The 18,118-nt window shown below is 71.3% G+C and carries 14 protein-coding genes; 7 read left to right on the top strand and 7 right to left on the bottom strand.

What is annotated here, in order from left to right:
* Positions 1 to 49: 49 nt before the first annotated feature.
* A complete protein-coding gene (locus ACWGDX_RS14220) occupies positions 50 to 1,291 on the bottom strand; it encodes a helix-turn-helix domain-containing protein (protein WP_453625403.1) in 1,242 nt (413 codons plus the stop codon).
* Between the two features lie 289 nt (positions 1,292 to 1,580).
* Here ACWGDX_RS14220 and ACWGDX_RS14215 point away from each other — a divergent pair, with 289 nt between their 5' ends.
* The 4 genes from ACWGDX_RS14215 (at position 1,581) to ACWGDX_RS14200 (ending at position 4,266) form a co-directional block, all read left to right on the top strand.
* Complete coding sequence (locus tag ACWGDX_RS14215; RefSeq protein WP_453625402.1) at positions 1,581 to 1,799, top strand: DUF397 domain-containing protein; 219 nt, start codon at positions 1,581 to 1,583, stop codon at positions 1,797 to 1,799.
* A gap of 280 nt (positions 1,800 to 2,079) precedes the next feature.
* Positions 2,080 to 2,976 carry a bifunctional diaminohydroxyphosphoribosylaminopyrimidine deaminase/5-amino-6-(5-phosphoribosylamino)uracil reductase RibD gene (gene ribD / locus ACWGDX_RS14210; RefSeq protein ID WP_453625400.1) on the top strand — a complete coding sequence of 299 codons (897 nt, stop codon included), beginning with the start codon at positions 2,080 to 2,082 and terminating at the stop codon, positions 2,974 to 2,976.
* A gap of 257 nt (positions 2,977 to 3,233) precedes the next feature.
* Positions 3,234 to 3,749: a GNAT family N-acetyltransferase gene (locus tag ACWGDX_RS14205; protein ID WP_453625398.1), complete on the top strand. Its 516-nt coding sequence runs from the start codon at positions 3,234 to 3,236 to the stop codon at positions 3,747 to 3,749.
* 22 nt (positions 3,750 to 3,771) lie between these two features.
* Entirely contained in the window at positions 3,772 to 4,266 is a 495-nt protein-coding gene (locus tag ACWGDX_RS14200) for a hypothetical protein (RefSeq protein WP_453625396.1), read from the top strand.
* A gap of 91 nt (positions 4,267 to 4,357) precedes the next feature.
* Here the strand turns inward: ACWGDX_RS14200 and ACWGDX_RS14195 are convergent, their stop codons facing one another.
* Positions 4,358 to 5,431, bottom strand: a complete 1,074-nt coding sequence (locus ACWGDX_RS14195) for a hypothetical protein (protein ID WP_453625394.1) — start codon at positions 5,429 to 5,431, stop codon at positions 4,358 to 4,360.
* 221 nt (positions 5,432 to 5,652) lie between these two features.
* Here ACWGDX_RS14195 and ACWGDX_RS14190 point away from each other — a divergent pair, with 221 nt between their 5' ends.
* Positions 5,653 to 8,481, top strand: coding sequence for a helicase-associated domain-containing protein (locus ACWGDX_RS14190; protein ID WP_453625392.1), 2,829 nt, complete (start codon positions 5,653 to 5,655; stop codon positions 8,479 to 8,481).
* 25 nt (positions 8,482 to 8,506) lie between these two features.
* Here ACWGDX_RS14190 and ACWGDX_RS14185 read toward each other — a convergent pair whose 3' ends face one another.
* Together ACWGDX_RS14185 and ACWGDX_RS14180 are read right to left on the bottom strand one after the other, a co-directional pair.
* Entirely contained in the window at positions 8,507 to 10,339 is a 1,833-nt protein-coding gene (locus ACWGDX_RS14185) for a pectate lyase (protein WP_453625390.1), read from the bottom strand.
* A gap of 118 nt (positions 10,340 to 10,457) precedes the next feature.
* Positions 10,458 to 11,132 carry a VanZ family protein gene (locus ACWGDX_RS14180; protein ID WP_453625388.1) on the bottom strand — a complete coding sequence of 225 codons (675 nt, stop codon included), beginning with the start codon at positions 11,130 to 11,132 and terminating at the stop codon, positions 10,458 to 10,460.
* Positions 11,133 to 11,387: 255 nt separating this feature from the next.
* Between ACWGDX_RS14180 and ACWGDX_RS14175 the strand changes: the two genes are divergently transcribed.
* The gene (locus ACWGDX_RS14175; protein ID WP_453625386.1) at positions 11,388 to 13,031 is read left to right on the top strand and encodes a DNA repair helicase XPB; all 1,644 of its coding nucleotides are present in this window, start codon (positions 11,388 to 11,390) and stop codon (positions 13,029 to 13,031) included.
* A 127-nt stretch (positions 13,032 to 13,158) separates the two neighbouring features.
* On the opposite strand, the gene ACWGDX_RS14170 is transcribed toward ACWGDX_RS14175, so the two are convergent.
* Positions 13,159 to 14,370, bottom strand: coding sequence for a glycosyltransferase 87 family protein (locus ACWGDX_RS14170; RefSeq protein ID WP_453625384.1), 1,212 nt, complete (start codon positions 14,368 to 14,370; stop codon positions 13,159 to 13,161).
* A gap of 74 nt (positions 14,371 to 14,444) precedes the next feature.
* Positions 14,445 to 14,651, bottom strand: a complete 207-nt coding sequence (locus tag ACWGDX_RS14165; protein WP_363082752.1) for a hypothetical protein — start codon at positions 14,649 to 14,651, stop codon at positions 14,445 to 14,447.
* A gap of 379 nt (positions 14,652 to 15,030) precedes the next feature.
* On the opposite strand from ACWGDX_RS14165, the gene ACWGDX_RS14160 reads away from it, so the two are divergent.
* Entirely contained in the window at positions 15,031 to 17,166 is a 2,136-nt protein-coding gene (locus tag ACWGDX_RS14160; protein ID WP_453625382.1) for a HelD family protein, read from the top strand.
* Here the strand turns inward: ACWGDX_RS14160 and ACWGDX_RS14155 are convergent.
* Positions 17,163 to 18,113, bottom strand: coding sequence for an HpcH/HpaI aldolase/citrate lyase family protein (locus ACWGDX_RS14155; protein WP_453625381.1), 951 nt, complete (start codon positions 18,111 to 18,113; stop codon positions 17,163 to 17,165). The two genes, ACWGDX_RS14160 and ACWGDX_RS14155, sit on opposite strands and share 4 nt — an antisense overlap.
* Positions 18,114 to 18,118 lie beyond the last annotated feature (5 nt).

Below are 18,118 nucleotides of genomic sequence, written 5' to 3'. Positions count from 1 at the left end.
TTATGCACTTTTCATGACGTGCCATCAGAAGTGCATTGGCACGATGCAGTTACGCGAAAACGCCGAGGTGAGTGCCGACTTCCCGCATCTCCGTGGTGAGGGTGCGGCGCTTCCGCGTCACCTCTTCGAAGGTGACCGCGGCGGACGACTGGTGACGGAACCACTCGGGCGCGATCTCGTCCAGGCGGGACAGCTCCTCCATAGCGGCCGTGGGATCGCCTGCCCGGACATGTGCGCGAGCGAGGTCGAGCCGGTAGCGGTTCCCGTCATTGGTGCTGGGACCGCCCAGTCTCTTCCAGTTCTTCTCTTTGAGGTTCGCTTCCTCGTCGGACTTGCGGATCACCGCACGCGCGTCCCCGGCGACCATGAAGTCCTCCAATTCCTTCATGGACGCGGTGACGGGCCCGAACATCGACCAGTGACGCAACAGATTCTTGTGCGTGGAACCCACCGCTTTCGCGGCTGTGCCCGCCGCCTTGCGTAGCGACTTGGCCTCCTTGGGGCGGTTGTTACGGGCCGCCGCAGCGGCTGCCTCCATCGCCAGACCACCCCATGTCGCGTACTCGTCGGGGGTCGCTCCGGTGATCTTCGGCTCGATCAGATCCATCGTCGCTACGGCGATGTCCTCCGCCTCGTCGAACCGCTCGGTCCGCATGAGCATCCAGCACATGCCGCCGACCCCGGAAGCCGCGACAAGCTGGTTCCCCGCCGCCTTGGCATCGGCGATAGCCACCCGGACGGCCCCATGAGCGAGGTCGTACTGCCTGATCTGCGTCAGATACCGGCCGGCCAGTTGCAGAGCCTGAGAACGGGCCACCAGGGCCTTCGCGCGCTCCTCGCCCGAGTCGTAGTAGGCGACCGCGTCGTTCGCGGCAAGGATGAGAGCCGGAAGGTCAGCCGCAATGCTCCGGTAGCTGTCCTCGAAGTAGAGGACGGAGTTGTCATGTGTCATGCGCCGCAAGCGCGACACATCCGGCTCGTCCCCGACGGGAGCACTCACCGAAGCGAGCCCGACGGCCGGTGTCAAGGCGATTCGGAGATCACGCAAACGCATTCCGTTGGAGTTGTCGTGCGCGACAGGCGCGGGAACGCCTGAGGCCATGAGCGCGGACGTCCTCACGTTGAAGGCGCGGGCGATGGCGTGCAGGGTCTCCATACGCACCCCGTCATGCCCTTGCTCGATCCTGCGGACAGGTCCGACAGAGAGCCCGGCATGGTGTGCCAGCTCCTCTTGGCTCCACCCCGCAGCGCGCCGGTACTTCCTTACGTTGCTGGCCAGTTCGTCCGACATGCGCCACCGTCCTTTCCGATTCCAGCGTACGACGACGAAGGACACCTCATCCTGAGGACGCAGCGCGCGGAACCGAAATGCCCAGCGCGGCAGTCCTCGACCGACACCGCCCCGGCACCCGCTTCCTCCGCCGACTGATCGAGCCCACACGCCCCCACCATGCCGTCCCTACCATGCTGCTTCCGCCCCTCCGATGCCCATGCTGACGGCCTACCATCGGTTGCAGGCCGTCAGCCCTCTCCAAGGCGGCATCTGTGGCCATGATCGAGCAGTTGCGAAAGGGCACCCCGTGACGACTCAATCCCCCCGTTGGATCAAGTCCTCCTACAGCGAGAACGGCGGCGCCTGCGTGGAGGCCGCCGCCAACCTCGCCGCCCCACGCGGCATGGTCCCCGTCCGCGACTCCAAGAACCCGGACGGTCCGGTCCTGGACATCACCGCCAACGCGTTCACCTCGTTCATAGAGGCCGTCAAGGCGGGCGAGTTCACCCGCACCCCCGCCACATGACCCGCGCACCGCAACACTGACCCACGCCGTTCCCCAAGCCTCACCCCTCCGGAACGGCGAGGCTCTTCGTCCCGCCCTCCGTCCCACCCAGGCTCAGGCCAGAGCGTCGATGGCCTTCACGACGAGAGCCCGCGCCTCGGCGCCGTACACGGCCCTGCTCCACAGTTACGCGAAAGTGAGCGGGTACGAAAGGGCAGCACAGGCCGCCGCGGTTCAGCTTCGGTCCGTACGGTGTCTCGGTTGTTCGACGCCATCAAAGAAGGGGCGGATCTCTGACGTCATGATTGCCCATGAGATGGCCGCCATGCGCCGCGCCATCGCGATTTCCGCTCAGGGGCTGGGGTCGACCAGCCCCAACCCGCCTGTTGGTTGCGTAATTCTCGACAGTGATGGGCGGACCGTTGGCGAGGGATATCACGTACGCAAGGGCGAGTCACACGCGGAAGTCAATGCCCTTGCCGCCGCCGGCAGACGGGCGGAGGGCGGGACGGCTGTCGTCACGCTGGAGCCATGCAACCACTACGGGCGCACGCCGCCATGCCGCGAAGCTCTGATCAACGCGAAAGTCGCCAAAGTACTCATTGCCGTGATGGATCCAACGTCGCGCGGCGAAGGCGGGGCGGAACTTCTGCGAAAAGCCGGTATAGAAGTCCAGCAAGGCTGTCTGGAGGACGAGGCGCTTCTCGTTCTGGGTCCTTGGCGAGCCTCCCTGAAGGACGACCGCCCCTTCATTACCTGGATCTATGAAGCGAGTGCGGATGGAAACCCCGATGCTTCTCTCACGCAGGGGGTCACACTTGAGGAGATGAACTCACTTCGGGAGTCGTACGATCTCGTCATCGGCCACGGCGGCATCGAAGAAGGGAGGCCGCGCAGTCACGGCAGCGATGTATTCCAGCTTCCGCGCGGACCGCTGAGCGGCGACCCCGCCGAGACGATCAGAGTCCTCCGCGACACAGGGGCGCGATCCGTTCTGCTGGCCGGCGCGATCGATGAAATATCTGCGATCACTTCAACGGGGTTGGTTGATCAAGTGATCGCCTATCTTCCGAAAACGCCGTACTCATGGTCGCCCGACATGGATTCGACCCGAACCATGGCCGTCCCGGACGGTTTTCAGCTCACCGAAGTGACCCGACGGGCAGCCTATGTCCGCCTGGTCGGACGCAGGACCTGATTGCTCCAGTGTCGCCTTCGCGCTCTCTGGTCGGATTCGGCCTCGGTCTTCCGTACATGCCACGCGCTCTCCATAACCAACGAGCCTTCGCGGACCCTGCGCCTCCTCATGTCAGAAGTGGAACAGTCCCGGAACCAGCCGATGCCGGGGTCTCAGGCCCCGCCCCGACCTGCCTAACGCAACACCCCGCACATGAGCCGCGCCGCAACGGGGCCCAGCCCCCGAAGCCGCCGAGCGTGGATCGAGGAGTCCGCCCCATGGATCTGAAGCGCTACACGCACGCGGACGCGCGGGATGTGCGTTCGCTGCTGCTGGACATCCATGACGAGGTGTACGCCGGTGATCCGGATCCGTTCCACCTGCGTGAGCGTTTCTCCTACTTTGTCGACCTCTGGTCCTCGCGGGAGGACTGGCAGTGCGTTTCCGGCTGGGAGGAGGGCGGCCCGGTGGGCTACGCGTACGGTTCGATGTTCAAGCCGGGCGGCTGGTGGAAGGGGCACCGGCGTCCTTCCGGCCTCAGGGGCTCCGTGTTCGCTCTGTCCGAACTCATGGTGATTCCCCAGTGGCGCGGCACCGGACGTGCGCGGCAGATCCACGACGCGTTACTCAGCTCGGTGTCCGCCGACATGGTCACACTCACGGTGGACACCGAACACCCCAGAGTCCAGGCTCTGTACGAGCGCTGGAACTACAGCAAGGCAGGCGAGGCAAAGCCCTCCGACGACTCCCCGCTGTATGCCGTTATGGTCCGGAAGCTGGTATCCGCGACCTGAGTCGAATTGACTGGTGGAACGTATGACGACGCTGGCTGTGACCGGGCACATGGACCTCACCGAGGAAAGCGTGGCGCTCGTGCGGGGTGCGCTGCGTGAGGTGTTGGTGGCGTATCGCGGGGATCTCACCGGGGTGTCGTGCATCGCGGCCGGGGCCGACAGTCTGTTCGCGCAGGAGGTCCGTGCGCTCGGGGGGCGGCTGGTGGTGGTGATTCCCTCTCGGGACTACCGGGAGAAGAAGGTGAAGCCGGACCACGCTCCGGTCTTCGATCTCTTGGTGCGGGAGGCGGCCGAGGTTGTGGTGATGCCGTACGAGACGGCGAACCGGGCGGCATACGAGGGTGCCAACGCGGAGCTGTTGAAGCGGGCCGACCGGCTGGTCGCGGTGTGGAACGGCGAGCCCCCGACCGGCAAGGGCGGCGGCACGGCGGATGTGGTGATCGAGGCGCGCGAGGCCGGTCTCCCGGTGGACGTGGTGTGGCCGGACGGCGCCGCCCGGCGTGCTTCCCGTCCGTGAACGCGAGCCCGCCCGGTGACGGTTCGTCTCCGCACGCGGGCGGGCCCGATCTGCCCACCCGCGCCAAGGCCGGCTCCGCCGGACGCCGGGTCTACCGGCGGCGGGCCCGCCAGATCAGGTACAGGGCCGAGGCCACCGCCGCCGTGCGGAGGACCGGTGGCCACGTGTCCGCGAGGGCCTCGGCCATGGCGGTGTCCGGGATCGGGGCGCCCCAACGGCCGTCCAGGCGGCCCCAGAGCCAGATCAGGCCCCCGCCCGCCGAGACGCCGGGGAGGCCGAAGACCGCCCATTTCGCCTCGGCCCGGGAGAGGGTCCGGGAGGCGTACGCGAGGAGCCAGCCGCCGATCAGGGCCAGCCAGGTGCCGGCGATCGCGCCCACCACCAGCAGCGCGGCGGCCAGCAGCAGGAAGGGGTTGGAGAGTCCGGCCTTCTTCGGGGCGGCCTCCTTCTGGGCCTTGGCAGCCTTGGCAGCCTGGGCCTTGAGAGCCTTGGCTGCCTTCTGCCCCTCCGGGGCTTCGTCCCCGGATTCCCCGGAGGTCCCGGAGGCACCGGAGGTCCCGGCCTTCCCGCGGCGCAGCAGCGCGCGCCAGCGGGCACGGGCCGACGACTCCGCCGCCTTGTCCCCGGCGGCTCCGCCGCCCTCCGCGCCCTCGCCGTCCTTCTTCTCGTCCGGATCCTCCGGCGGCGGTACGAGTATCTCCGGGATCTCGATCCCCGCCAGGATCCCCCGCTCGCCCGCCCCCGCGTCCATCGGACCCAGTCCGATCCGCCACCAGTCCGGCTCGCCGAAGGCCGCGGGCCGCGGGCCCGTCCGCTGTTCCGGCAGAACGAGGTCCTCTTCCGTGAAGACCGGCTCCGTCTTCCGCTGCTCGGGCACGGCCGGCCGGGGCTCCTCCGGTTCGGCGGCCCGGCTCCATCCCCCGCGCCGGTCCCCGCCGTCCGAGGACGCCGCCTCCACCACCGCGTCCGGTGTGCCCAGCCGCCCCAGGATCCGGCGGACGGCCGCCGGGCTGTCCCCGCCGAACTTCCCGCGCTGCCGGTCGATCTCGTTCCGCAGCGTCGACACCAGCCGCATCCGGTCCCCGGACGGCAGCTGCCGCTGCTGCGCCGCGTCACCGACACGACTCAGGTAGTCGTAGACGAGCTGGTCGCTCTCGATCCCCACACAGTCCTCCGCACAAGCGCGCCGCCACACGCGATGGTGTCGGAGTCATCCCCGAACGTCCACCCCGAACACGCGCGCCGTACCCCCCGTACGGAGAAGGTACGAAGCAGACTCGGCATCACACCCGCCGCCGACCCCGGGCCCCGCGGCGCGGGCGGAGCGCCCCTCAGGGGCTAACGTGGAACGGATGGGGAACCGCGAAGGCTGAGCAGGAGGCGCACGTGCCCGAAGGAACCGGCGGTACGCCACCGCGGACGCTCGCGGAGGCCCTGCGTACCCAGAGCGACGACTCCCTGGCCGCCCTGCTGCGCGCCCGGCCCGATCTGCTCACCCCCGTACCCAGCGATCTCTCGCAGCTCGCGACACGCGCGGGCACCCGTGCCTCGGTCGTACGGGCCCTCGAACGCCTCGACCGGTTCACGCTCCAGACCGCGGAGGCGCTGGCCGTCGCGCCGGAGCCCGCGCCGTACGAGACGCTGCGCGCGCTGCTGACCGGCGACGAGGGCGATCCCCGGATCGAGGCGGCGCTGCCCGGCACCGTGCGCACGCTCCGTGACCGGGCCCTGATCTGGGGTGGTGACGACCGGCTGCGGCTGGTCCGTACCGCCCGTGAACTCCTCGCGCCGTCCCCCGTCCATCCCTCGCCGACCGGTCTCGGTCCGACCGTCGCCGAGGCCACCTCCGGTATGTCCCCCGGCCGGCTCCAGGAGATCCTGGCCGCGGCCCGGCTGCCCTCCACCCACGATCCGGTCTCCGCCGTCGCCTCGCTGACCGCGCTCTTCACCGACCGCACCCGGATGGCCGCCCTGCTCGACACCGCGCCGATGGAGGCGCTCTCGGTGCTGGACCGGCTGGTGTGGGGGCCGCCGTACGGAGAGGTCACATCGAGCCCGACGCCGCCCGTGCAGTGGCTGCGGGACCGCGGACTGCTGCTGCCCGCGACCACCCGTACCGTCGTACTGCCGCGCGAGGCCGCGCTGCATCTGCGCGCCGGGCGCGCGCACCGTACGCCGGAGCCCGTCGCACCCGATGTCGCGCCCCGCGCCTCCGAGACGGCGGGCGGCTCGGCGGTCGGCTCGGCAGGCGTCTTGCCGGGCGGGTCCGCGAGTGGCTCGGCGGGCGGCTCGCTCGGCGGCTTCGCGAACGCCGGAAACCGGGCGCACATCGTGGACAGTACGGCCGCGGCCCAGGCGTACACCACGCTCGCCACCGTCGAGGAGCTGGCCAAGGACTGGAACGAGGGCGGTCCCAACGTCCTGCGCGCCGGCGGACTCTCCGTACGCGATCTCAAGCGCACCGCCGCCGCCCTGGACGTCTCCGAGTCCGTGGCCGCCTTCTGGGTCGAACTCGCCTACACGGCGGGGCTGCTGGCCACGGACGGCGAACCGGACGAGCGGTACGCGCCGACACCCGCGTACGACGACTGGCAGGAACTGTCCTCGCCCGAGCGCTGGGCCCGGCTCGCCACCGCCTGGCTGACGGCGACCCGTACGGCGGGCCTGGTCGGCAGCCAGGACAGCAAGGGCCGGACGCTCGCGGCCCTCGGCCCGGATCTGGACCGCGGTCCCGCGCCCGAGGTACGGCGCCGGATCCTGGAGCTCCTCGCCACCCTCCCCGAGGGCACGGCCCCCGACCCCGAATCACTGCTGGCGCGGCTGCGCTGGGAACGTCCGCTGCGCGGCGCGTCCTCCGCCGGCCGGTCCGACGATCTGCGCTCACGGCTCGCGGCCTGGACCCTGAACGAGGCCGAGATGCTGGGGGTCACCGGCCGGGGCGCGATCTCGTCGCACGGCCGGGCGCTGCTCGCGCGCAGCTCCCCGGACGGCCGTGACACACGCGCGGCGGGCACAGGCATGGCGGGCACAGGCGTGGCGGCCACGCGTACGACGGACACGCGCGCGGCGGAAGCGGGTCTCGGCGGACCGCGCTCCGGCGACGGCGGTGTCATCGGTGTCCCCGGTGCCGGCCGTGGCGGACCGCGCCCGGCCGACGGCGGTCTCGGCGGACCGCGTTACGCGGACGGCGCCGTGCGCACCAGCGCCGAACTCACCGCCGCCGGGCTCCGGGCCGCCGCCGCGCTCGCGCCGCTGCTCCCCGAACCCCTCGACCATGTCCTGCTCCAGGCCGATCTGACCGCCGTCGCCCCGGGCCCGCTCCTGCGCCCGCTCGCCGAGCTGCTCTCCATCGCCGCCGATGTCGAGTCCAAGGGCGGGGCGACCGTCTACCGGTTCACCCCGGGATCGGTACGGCGCGCGCTCGACGCCGGGCAGTCCGCCTCCGATCTGCATGACTTCCTCAAGGCCCACAGCCGCACGCCCGTTCCCCAGCCGCTCGCGTATCTCATCGACGATGTGGCGCGCAAGCACGGCCATCTCCGGGTCGGTTCGGCCTCCGCGTACGTACGCTGCGACGACGAGGCCGTACTCGACGAGATCGTCGCGGACAAGCGGTCGCAGGGGCTGCGGCTGCGCCGTCTCGCCCCGACCGTCCTGGCCGCCCACGCCGATCCGACGACGCTCCTCGACGGGCTGCGCACCATGGGGTTCGCGCCCGCCGCCGAGTCCGCCGAGGGCGATGTGATGATCACCCGCGCCCATGCCCACCGGACCCCGCCCAGAGCCGCGCCCGCGCCGGTCCCGGACGGGCCGCCGGTGCCGGACTCGACGCTGCTCGGCGCGGCGGTGAGAGCGATCAAGGCGGGGGACCTGGCGGCCACGGTCGTCCGCAAGCCGGTCCAGGTGCCGGAGCCGTCCGCGCCCCTGTCGGCGGCGGCGGTCGCCGCCGCGGCTGCTGCGGCGACCGGGAACGGCGAACTCCCCCGTACGACCTCGGCCGAGACCCTCGCGACCGTCCAGGCCGCCGCCATGACGGGCTCGGCGGTCTGGATCGGCTACGTCAACGCGGACGGCGCGGCCAGCCAGCGGGTCATCGCCCCGGTGCGGGTGGAGGGCGGTTATGTGACGGCGTACGACCACACCGCGGACGAGATCCGTACGTACCCGCTGCACCGGATCACCGGGGTCGCCGAACTGGCCGACGACCCCGCGTAGAAGCCGTCACGCACCCGGCCCGGCGTCAGGGCGCCGCCACGTATCCGACGAGCTTGGCCATGTTCGCCACATACGCGGCGGTACTGATGCACAGCGGCGGCTCGGCGGGCCGGTACGGCGGCTCCAGCGGCGGGTCCATGGGTCCGTACGGCGAGGTGTCGCGGGTGTCGCCGACGTGCTTGCTCATATACGCCCTGCCGTCGTACGGCTCCGCCGAGCCCGGCCCCCGGTAGGGATTGGTGACCGCGTCCATCGGCGTCAGCCAGTGGTCGCGCGTCCCGAGACCGGCCACCAGCGCCGCCGCCTCCGCGTCCGTCACCGCCGGCAGGGGCAGCGGCGCGTCCCGCAGCAGATCGGACAGCTGGAGATCGCGCGGCGAGAAGTAGCGCGGCAGCGGGATGCGCCCGCCGTGCGCGTTGGCGGGCGACAGGGGTGACCGGGCGCGCAGACCGGCGATCTGGGCCGGGGTCAGCGCGGCCAGTTCCTCGTAGGTCGCGCGCAGACCGGCCAGGTCGACGGAGCGTCCCGCCGAGTAGTGGCTGAGCGTGTCCCTGTGGTCGTGGTCGTGGTAGTACGCGCCGTTGCGGATGTTGGAGCCGAAGCGGTGCACGAAGCGCGCGCGGTTCGTGCCGAGTTCCACGAAGGTCGGGTGCGTACGGCCCGCCAGCAGCGGATTCTCGGCAATCTGAGCGCTCGTCAGCCGACAGCTCTCCAGCCAGTCGAGGGCCTCGGGTACCCGGCGCAGATACGCGCGGTCGCCGGTCAGCCGGAAGTAGTGGAAGAGCTGCTGGACATTGGTCTGGGTGGTGTGGGTGGCGAGGGCGCGCGGTTCGTACGAGCGGGCTCCCGCCGGCGCCCCGGCGGGCCGGCCGCCCTTGGCCCGGGAGAGGTGCTGGAGGCCCCAGCCCGCCTGCGGTCCCGGCTGCTGCATCCGGCGCAGACACTCCATCGCCCGTGTGACGGGACCGATCAGATCGCGGCGCCCGAGCGTCGAGACGCACATCAGCAGGAACTTGATGTTCTCGCCCAGGACGTCGTCGTTGAAGGTGACCTGCTGGGTGTACTCGCCGTCCTCCATGCCGTGCCGTACCCCGGCGGGCAGCCACGGCGGACGCTTCTCGGGCCAGGGCGTACGGCTGACCGATCCCGGGAACGCAGGAAAGCGCTGCGGCCAGCCGCCGTCGGCGGCCCCGCCCCTGAACTGCGAGGCGAGCAGAAAGCCGATGACGCGGTCGAGCGAGCGCTTGAAGCGCGGATCGCGGCGCTCCGCGTACAGCCGCAGGATGAGCTGGGCGGCGGACGAGGTGCCCGCGTCGTCGAAGGTGGCGTTGCCGTAGTAGTGCTGGAACTCCTCCAGCCGCCAGCCGTTGGCGCCGATGGTCGCGTACCAGTCGCGCAGGGAGTCCTCACCGGCGAAGTCATGGATGTAGTTCCAGCCGCCGACGGGGAGCTGGGCCTCGACGAGCGCGAGACCGGTCCGCGCGGCGGCCCGGTAGCAGACCTCCTCGCCGGTCGCGTGGTACGCGTCGAGCATGCTGTGCCCGACGGACGGGGTGCCGGGGGGCTGGACCCAGCACATGGTGCGCTTGGCCTCCATCTCGCCCCAGGTGACGGAGAGGTCGGGCAGATAGTTCCAGACGTAGCCACCTCTGTAGGAGACGGTCCCGTCCATGAACGCGACGGCCCGCCGTATGGCCCGGACGGTCTCGGCGCGCGGCGTCGGCGGCGGCCCCGCCATGGAGGTGGCCGGGGTGCCGGCCGCCGCGGCGGCGGTCCCGGGGAGCAGCACGGCCGGGGCCGTGAGCAGGGGAGTCATGGCTATGTGATGGAACGTGCGGCGGCTCAAGGGCTTCTTCATGGGCGAAGTGCCTTCCTGGAAGGTGGTGGAACACTGGTGCCGCTTTCCACCACGGGAAGGTAGTGACACTCCGCACGCTCTTCAAGTATGTGGACAACAATTTCGTACACGAACAGAGTCAGTCGGTCGCCCTGCCCTTCGCGGGCTTCGCGGACTTCACCGGCTTCACCGACCGCGTCCACGGCATCTTCGGCCTCGTCAGCTTCTTCGGTTCGCCCGCCTTGGCCGCCTTCTCGGCCTTCTCCACCCTCGCCGCCTTCTCCGGCCTCTTCGGCTTCCGCGACGTGCCAGGCCTCTCCGCCTTGCCCGCCCTGCTCGGCTTGCCCGGCTTCTCCGGTACCGCCTCCAGCGCGTGGAAGCGCCGGCCGATCCGCCGTCCCAGGAGCAGATACGCGATCAGCGCGCCGCCTGTGTTCAGGATCACATCGTCCACGTCGAAGGCCCGCCCCTGGACGATCGCGCCCTGAGCCAGCTCCACCAGCACCATCACCACCGCGGTGAGCATCACCACCCGCAGCATGCGCATCCTGCGCGGTACGAGCACCGGGAGCAGCAGCCCGAAGGGCGCGCCCAGGACCAGATTGCCGCCGATCTGCTTGCAGGCGGCGAGGAACGTGTAGTCCTCCATGTACTGGCGCAGTGAGCGCCCCGGCCGCAGATTGGCGCCCGCGATCTCGGCCGACGCGGGGGACGGCGTCAGTGTCAGCTTGGCCAGCACGGCGGAGAAGACCACCAGCGCGACAAGCGCCACGGACACGATGAGGATCCGCGCCACGGTCCGGCCCCATGACATACGCGATGACTTACGCGACGACATACGCGCGGACCCACGCGCCGGCACCTCCCGGGACCTGCCGCGCGCCCTGCCCCGCGATCTGCCCCCGGACACACCCGTCCGCGCGGCTCTGTCCGGCCCGGTTCCTTCCGTCTCAGCGGTCATAGCACCCTGGTGCCCCCGCCACGTCGGCGTAAGCCCTGGGAAGTTCTCCGGTCCGGATCCGCTCGGGATGCGCGACACTGGTCGTTTGGCAACGGAAAGGGCGCCGCTGTGAATGGACCTCTCATCGTCCAGAGTGACAAGACACTGCTGCTCGAAGTCGACCATGAGCAGGCGGACGCCTGCCGCCGCGCCATCGCGCCGTTCGCCGAACTGGAGCGCGCTCCCGAGCACATCCACACCTACCGGCTGACCCCGCTCGGGCTGTGGAACGCCCGTGCCGCGGGTCATGACGCCGAACAGGTGGTCGACGCGCTGGTGGCGTTCTCGCGGTATCCCGTACCGCACGCCCTGCTCGTCGATGTCGCCGAGACGATGGCGCGCTACGGCCGGCTCACCCTCTCCAAGCACCCCACCCACGGTCTCGTCCTGACCTCCACGGACCGTCCGGTGCTGGAGGAGATCCTCCGTTCCAAGAAGGTCCAGCCGCTGGTCGGCGCCCGGATCGACCCGGACACCGTCGCCGTGCACCCCTCCGAGCGCGGCCAGATCAAGCAGACGCTCCTCAAGCTGGGCTGGCCGGCCGAGGACCACGCCGGTTACGTCGACGGCGAGGCGCACGCCATCGAGCTGGACGAGACCGGCTGGGCGCTGCGCCCGTATCAGAAGCAGGCCGTCGAGGGCTTCTGGCACGGTGGCTCCGGTGTGGTCGTCCTCCCCTGCGGCGCGGGAAAGACGCTGGTCGGGGCGGGTGCGATGGCCGAGGCCAAGGCGACGACCCTGATCCTGGTCACCAACACCGTCTCCGCCCGGCAGTGGAAGCACGAACTGGTGAAGCGCACCTCGCTCACCGAGGACGAGATCGGCGAGTACAGCGGTACGAGGAAGGAGATCCGCCCGGTCACCATCGCCACGTACCAGGTGCTGACGACCCGTCGTAAGGGCGTCTATCCGCACCTTGAGCTGTTCGACTCCCGCGACTGGGGGCTGATCATCTACGACGAGGTGCATCTGCTGCCCGCCCCCGTCTTCAAGTTCACCGCCGATCTCCAGGCCCGCCGCCGGCTCGGGCTGACCGCGACGCTCGTACGGGAGGACGGCCGGGAGTCGGACGTCTTCTCGCTGATCGGGCCGAAACGGTTCGACGCGCCGTGGAAGGAGATCGAGGCGCAGGGCTATATCGCCCCCGCGGACTGTGTCGAGGTACGGGTCAATCTCACCGACAGCGAGCGTCTCGCGTACGCGACCGCCGAGCCGGAGGAGAAGTACCGGTTCTGCGCGACGACCGCGACCAAGCGGAAGGTGACGGAGGCGCTGGTACGCAAGCACCGGGGCGAGCAGACCCTCGTCATCGGCCAGTACATCGACCAGCTCGACGAGCTGGGCGAGCATCTCGACGCGCCCGTCATCAAGGGCGAGACCAGCAACGCGCAGCGCGAACTGCTCTTCGAGGCGTTCCGGCAGGGCGAGATCTCGGTGCTCGTCGTGTCGAAGGTCGCGAACTTCTCGATCGATCTGCCGGAGGCGACGGTCGCGATCCAGGTGTCGGGTACGTTCGGCTCCCGCCAGGAGGAGGCCCAGCGCCTGGGCCGGGTGCTCCGCCCCAAGGCGGACGGCCACGAGGCGCGCTTCTACTCGGTCGTCGCCCGGGACACCATCGACCAGGACTTCGCGGCGCACCGGCAGAGATTCCTCGCGGAGCAGGGGTACGCGTACCGGATCGTGGACGCGGACGAGCTGCTCACGGAGAACTGAGAGCGGAAAGCTGAGAGCGGAAAGCTGAGGCGGGGCGCGGGTCGGACGCGGGGTAGCGGCCCGGGTGTACGGGCACGGGTCCGGGTCCCGCGTAAAGCGGGTGCTCAGCCCGTGCCCGTTGGCGTAGTTACCCCTGGACCCGGGTCCGGACCGACTCGGCGCGCGGTGTGGGCAGGGCCGGGCCCGTGGCCGCCCGCGCCATGCCCGCGCCCGTCCCCGTACGCCAGCCCGCGAACGCCAGCAGCCCCAGGGCGCACAGCGCGTACGGCGACGCCACCGGCTGCTGCCACCAGGCCAGCCGGAGATCCAGCTCGCCCTCGTGCGGTACGGCCCAGAAGCTGCGCGCCGTCCAGACCACCCCGACCGCCGCCGCCGTACGGAACCGCCGCTCCGCGATCAGCACCGCCAGCAGCGGTACGCACCACACCCAGTGGTGCGACCAGCTGATCGGCGACACCAGCAGCGCGGTCAGCGCGGTGACCAGTACGCCCCAGCGCTCCGACCCCGCCCGTACGACGGCCGTACGCGCCATCCACAGGCCGCCGGCCGCCGTGACCGCGGCGGCCACCGTCCAGACCGCGCCCGGCTCCGGGGTGTGCAGGACGCGTGCCAGCAGCCCTTGCAGCGACTGGTTGTCGATGATCCACGCCTTGCCGACCCTGCTGGTCTCGAAGACGCGCCGGGTCCAGAACTCGTCGCTGGCCTGCGGCAGTACGAGCACACCCAGCAGCACCGTGGCGGTGAGGGAGGCGAGGGCGGTCAGCCCGGCCCGTACGCGCCCGGTCACCAGCAGATAGACGATGAAGACGGCCGGGGTCAGTTTGATGCCCGCGGCGACCCCGAGGGCGAAGCCCTTGCCGAGCGCGTGCTCGGGTCTGGACAGGTCCCAGAGGACAAGACAGGCGAGGGCGAGATTGATCTGGCCGAACAGGACGGTCTGGAAGACGGGTTCGAGCCAGAGCCCGGCGGCGACGGCGACGAGCAGGGGCACAGGACCGGCGGGCAGCCCCGCGAACCGCCAGGACAGCCGGACGAAGAGGGCCAGCAGCGCGACGTTCCCGATGACGAAGACGACTTTGAGGGCGTCGACGGGCAGCCAGGTGGTGGGGACGAAGAGGATCGCCGCGAAGGGCGGATAGGTGGCGGGCAGCTGCCACCGGGTGACCGTGAACCCGTAGAGATCGGTGCCGCCGACGACGGCCGCGCCTTCCGCCCGGTAGACGAGCGTGTCGGCCATCGGGATGTGCCGGGCGACGCAGAGAGTGGCGAATGCGGCCAGCGACAGGGCGAGCACGCCCGCTGCGGCGAGTGAGCGGGGGGTCACGGTCCGATAGGTCACGGCCGCGACCCTAGTGGATCAGGGGGTCGTGGGCCTCCCGCGAGCCCCTCGGACAAGCCCCACAGACACGCTCCTCAGAGCCGGTGGCCACGGGTGATACCGGCCTCCTCCGCGTACTCCCCGAGGACGGCCACCCGGAACGCGGTGCTCACGAAGACCTTGACCGCGCGCACGGCGTTGCCGACATGGTGGGCGGGGTGGGGGGCGGACCCCGAGGCGGTCGCGCCGGGCGGTGACGCGCCGTGCGGGGCATGGGCTGGGGTGAAGGCTGCTGTACTCATACATCCATCATGGATTCACGCCCGCCGGTACACATCGACCCTTGGGCGGAACCTCACACAGCGCTACGTACGACTCGGGGCCTGGTGACCTGTACGACTCCCGGCATACGGGGTCTCCCCTACGGGACGGACCCGACGGGGCGGGGCACGGCGGCGCGGGGCGCGGTACCGGCAGGGCCCCCGGACCCGGCCCCGGAGCCCGGCCGGGAAAAACATTCGCCCGCGCTTCGACCGCTGGCTACAATCGCCCACCTTGCCCGCCTCCCTCAGCGGAGTGCCGTCGTCCGGACGGAAACCGGACGGCCACCGCCATGATGTGATCCACGCCGACCGACGGGCTCGCGGCCCGTCGGTGCGCGTACAGCCCGGAGGCAACACCGTGCCCGCGTACGATTCCGACCCGACCCTGCCCGACGCGCCCCCCGCGGGTCCCGTCCATCCCGTCGGCCCCACGGCCGACCCCGCCGATCCCGCCGACCCGCTGGCGAGGGAGCGCGCGCATCTCAGCGACTCCCGTTCCGCGCTCCGCGCGATGCGCGAGGACGTCCAGGCGCTCGACATCCGCGATGTCACCGCGAACTGGGTCAACGCCGCCGTCCTGGAGGCCCAGATCGAGGAGCGCGTCAAAGCGCTCGCCGATCTCTCCCACACCCCGCTCTTCTTCGGCCGGCTCGACTATCTGCACCCCGTGGGAGCGGCGGAGGCCGAGGGCGCCGAGGGCGACAGCTTCTATATCGGCCGGCGCCATGTCCATGACGCCGAGGGCGACCCCATGGTCATCGACTGGCGCGCCCCCGTCTCCCAGCCGTTCTACCGGGCCTCCAAGAAGGACCCGCACGATGTCGGGCTGCGCCGCCGCTTCGGTTACACGGGCGGGGACCTCACCGCGTACGAGGACGAGCGTCTCTCCGATCCCGCCGAGGAGGCGCGCTCCAGCAAGCTTCTCCAGGCCGAGATCGAACGGCCGCGCGTGGGCCCGATGCGGGACATCGTCGCGACGATCCAGCCGGAGCAGGACGAGATCGTCCGGAGCGACCTCGGCGGCACCGTCTGTGTCCAGGGCGGCCCCGGCACCGGCAAGACCGCCGTCGGTCTGCACCGGGTCGCGTATCTGCTGTACGCGCACCGCGAGCGGCTGGCCCGTACCGGCACGCTGGTCATCGGACCGAACGCGTCCTTCCTCCACTACATCGAGCAGGTGCTCCCCGCGCTGGGCGAGCTGGAGGTGCGGCAGTCGACGGTGGACGCGCTGGTCGCCTCCGTCGACGTACGCGGCACGGATCCCGCGCCCGCCGCCGTGCTCAAGGGCGACGCCCGGATGGCGGAGATCCTGCGCCGGGCCGTGCGCTCCCATGTCACCGCGCCGACGGAGGGCGTCGTGGTGGTGCGCGGCTCCCGGCGGTGGCGGGTGCCCGCGTACGAACTCGCCGAGATCGTCGAACAGCTGCTGGCCCGGGACATGCGCTACGGCGCCGCGCGCGAGGCCCTTCCGCAGCGGATCGCCCACGCCGTGCTCGTACAGATGGAACGGGCGGGCGAGGCCCCCGACGACCGGGTGCAGGACGCGGTGGCGCGGAACGCGGCGGTCAAGGCGGCGGTGAAGGCCGTCTGGCCCCCGGTCGACCCGGCGAAGCTGGTACTGCGGCTGCTCTCCGACGCGGAGTTCCTGGCCGCGCACGCGGAGGGCCTGCTGACGCCGGACGAGCAGCGGACGGTCCTGTGGGAGAAGCCCGCGCGCAGTGTGAGGTCGGTGAAGTGGTCACCGGCGGACGCGGTGCTGATCGACGAGACGGCCGATCTGATCGCCCGTACCCACTCGCTGGGACATGTCGTACTGGACGAGGCCCAGGACCTCTCGCCCATGCAGTACCGCGCGGTCGGCCGCCGCTGTTCGACCGGTTCGGCCACGGTCCTGGGCGATCTGGCCCAGGGCACCACCCCGTGGGCCACCGCGAGCTGGGCGGAGGCACTGCGCCATCTCGGCAAGGCGGACGCGCTGGTCGAGGAGCTGACGGCGGGCTTCCGAGTGCCGCGCGAGGTGATCGCGTACGCGTCGCGGCTGCTGCCGGAGATCTCGCCGGGTCTGACGGCGGTGGAGTCGGTACGTGAGTCCCCGGGCTCGCTGGAGGTACGGGAGGTGGCGGACGCCGCCGGACTGGACGCGGCGGTCGTGGCCGCCTGCGAGCGCTCGCTGGCGCACGAGGGCTCCATCGGTCTGATCGCGGCGGACAGCCGGATCCCCGCGCTGCGCGAGGCGCTCGCCGCGGCGGGCATGCCCTGGCTCTCCCCGGGCGAGGAGACGACCGCGGACTCCCGGCTGACGCTGGTGCCCGCGTCGCTGGCGAAGGGCCTGGAGTACGACTACGTGGTCCTGGACGACCCGGCCTCGGTCGTCGCCGCCGAACCGGACGAGCGCACCGGACTGCGCCGCCTGTACGTGGCCCTGACCCGCGCGGTCTCGGGACTGACGGTGCTGCACGCGGCGCCGCTCCCCACCGCGCTCCTCGCCCGCTAGTCGGCGTCCGGTCGGTCCTCGGGGGCGGGGGCAGGGGCGGGGGCGGGGGCGGCGGTCCGTCCGGTGAGGTCCCGGGCCCTGCGTACCGTCGCCGCGTCGGCCATCGCGCCCCGCCCGTCGCGGAACGCTCCGCTGCCCTCGCGCTCGTGCCGCTCGAAGAGATCGAGCAGGGCGTGCGCGTCGGCCAGCGCGGCGGGATCGGTGCCGAACACCTCGTTGGCGACGGCGACCTGGTCGGGGTGGATACAGGCGCGGCCCTGGAAACCGAGGGCGCGCAGTCGCAGGCTGGAGGCGCGGAACGCCGCCCGGTCGGACGTATGGACGGAGACGGGCGCGACGGCGCACTCCAGCCCGTGCGCGACGGTGTGCGCGACGACCGGTCCACGGGCCCAGTCGAGCAGGCCGTCCCCACGGGCCGAGTCGGGTTCCATCCGCAGATCCGCCCGCAGATCCACCTCGCCGAGCTGGATCCGGCGCACGGCCGGGTGCCGGGCGGCCACGCCGAGACTCAGCACACCCTCCGCGCTCTCGACGAGCAGCCCCAGGGCGACGGAGCCGCCGGTCGCGGTGACGGCCGCGCCCACGGCGGCGGCCAGGGTGTCCAGCTCGGCCCCGGCGGTCGCCTTGGGCATCCAGAGGCCGTCGATCCGGCCCGTGGCGAGCAGGGCGCGGGCGTCGTCGAGTCCCCGGGCGCCCCCGTTGACCCGTACCCACAGCTCCGGTCCGCCAGCTGCGGGACGGCCGAGGGCGAACCCGACGGCCGCCTCCCGGGCGTCGTCCTTGCGCGCGGGCGCGACGGCGTCCTCCAGATCGAGGATGACGGCGTCCGCCTCCGTACGAGCGGCGCTGCGCAGAAAACGCGGCTGGTCGGCGGGCACATAGAGATGGGAGCGGGGCTGCGGACGGGGCTCGGGACGGGGAGGGGAAAGAGGCGGACGCGGGGGCACCGGGC

This window comes from Streptomyces sp. NPDC055025, assembly GCF_053608565.1.
The sequence above is the reverse complement of the archived record's forward strand: the minus strand, read 5'-3'. Positions and strand labels throughout refer to the sequence as shown.

Coding starts and splice junctions, on each gene's coding strand:
- ACWGDX_RS14205 (WP_453625398.1), top strand. CDS start 3,234: ATGGATCTGAAGCGCTACACGCACGCGGACGCGCGGGATGTGCGTTCG.
- ACWGDX_RS14220 (WP_453625403.1), bottom strand. CDS start 1,291: ATGTCGGACGAACTGGCCAGCAACGTAAGGAAGTACCGGCGCGCTGCG.
- ACWGDX_RS14180 (WP_453625388.1), bottom strand. CDS start 11,132: ATGTCATGGGGCCGGACCGTGGCGCGGATCCTCATCGTGTCCGTGGCG.
- ACWGDX_RS14185 (WP_453625390.1), bottom strand. CDS start 10,339: ATGAAGAAGCCCTTGAGCCGCCGCACGTTCCATCACATAGCCATGACT.
- ACWGDX_RS14200 (WP_453625396.1), top strand. CDS start 3,772: ATGACGACGCTGGCTGTGACCGGGCACATGGACCTCACCGAGGAAAGC.
- ACWGDX_RS14165 (WP_363082752.1), bottom strand. CDS start 14,651: ATGAGTACAGCAGCCTTCACCCCAGCCCATGCCCCGCACGGCGCGTCA.
- ribD (WP_453625400.1), top strand. CDS start 2,080: ATGATTGCCCATGAGATGGCCGCCATGCGCCGCGCCATCGCGATTTCC.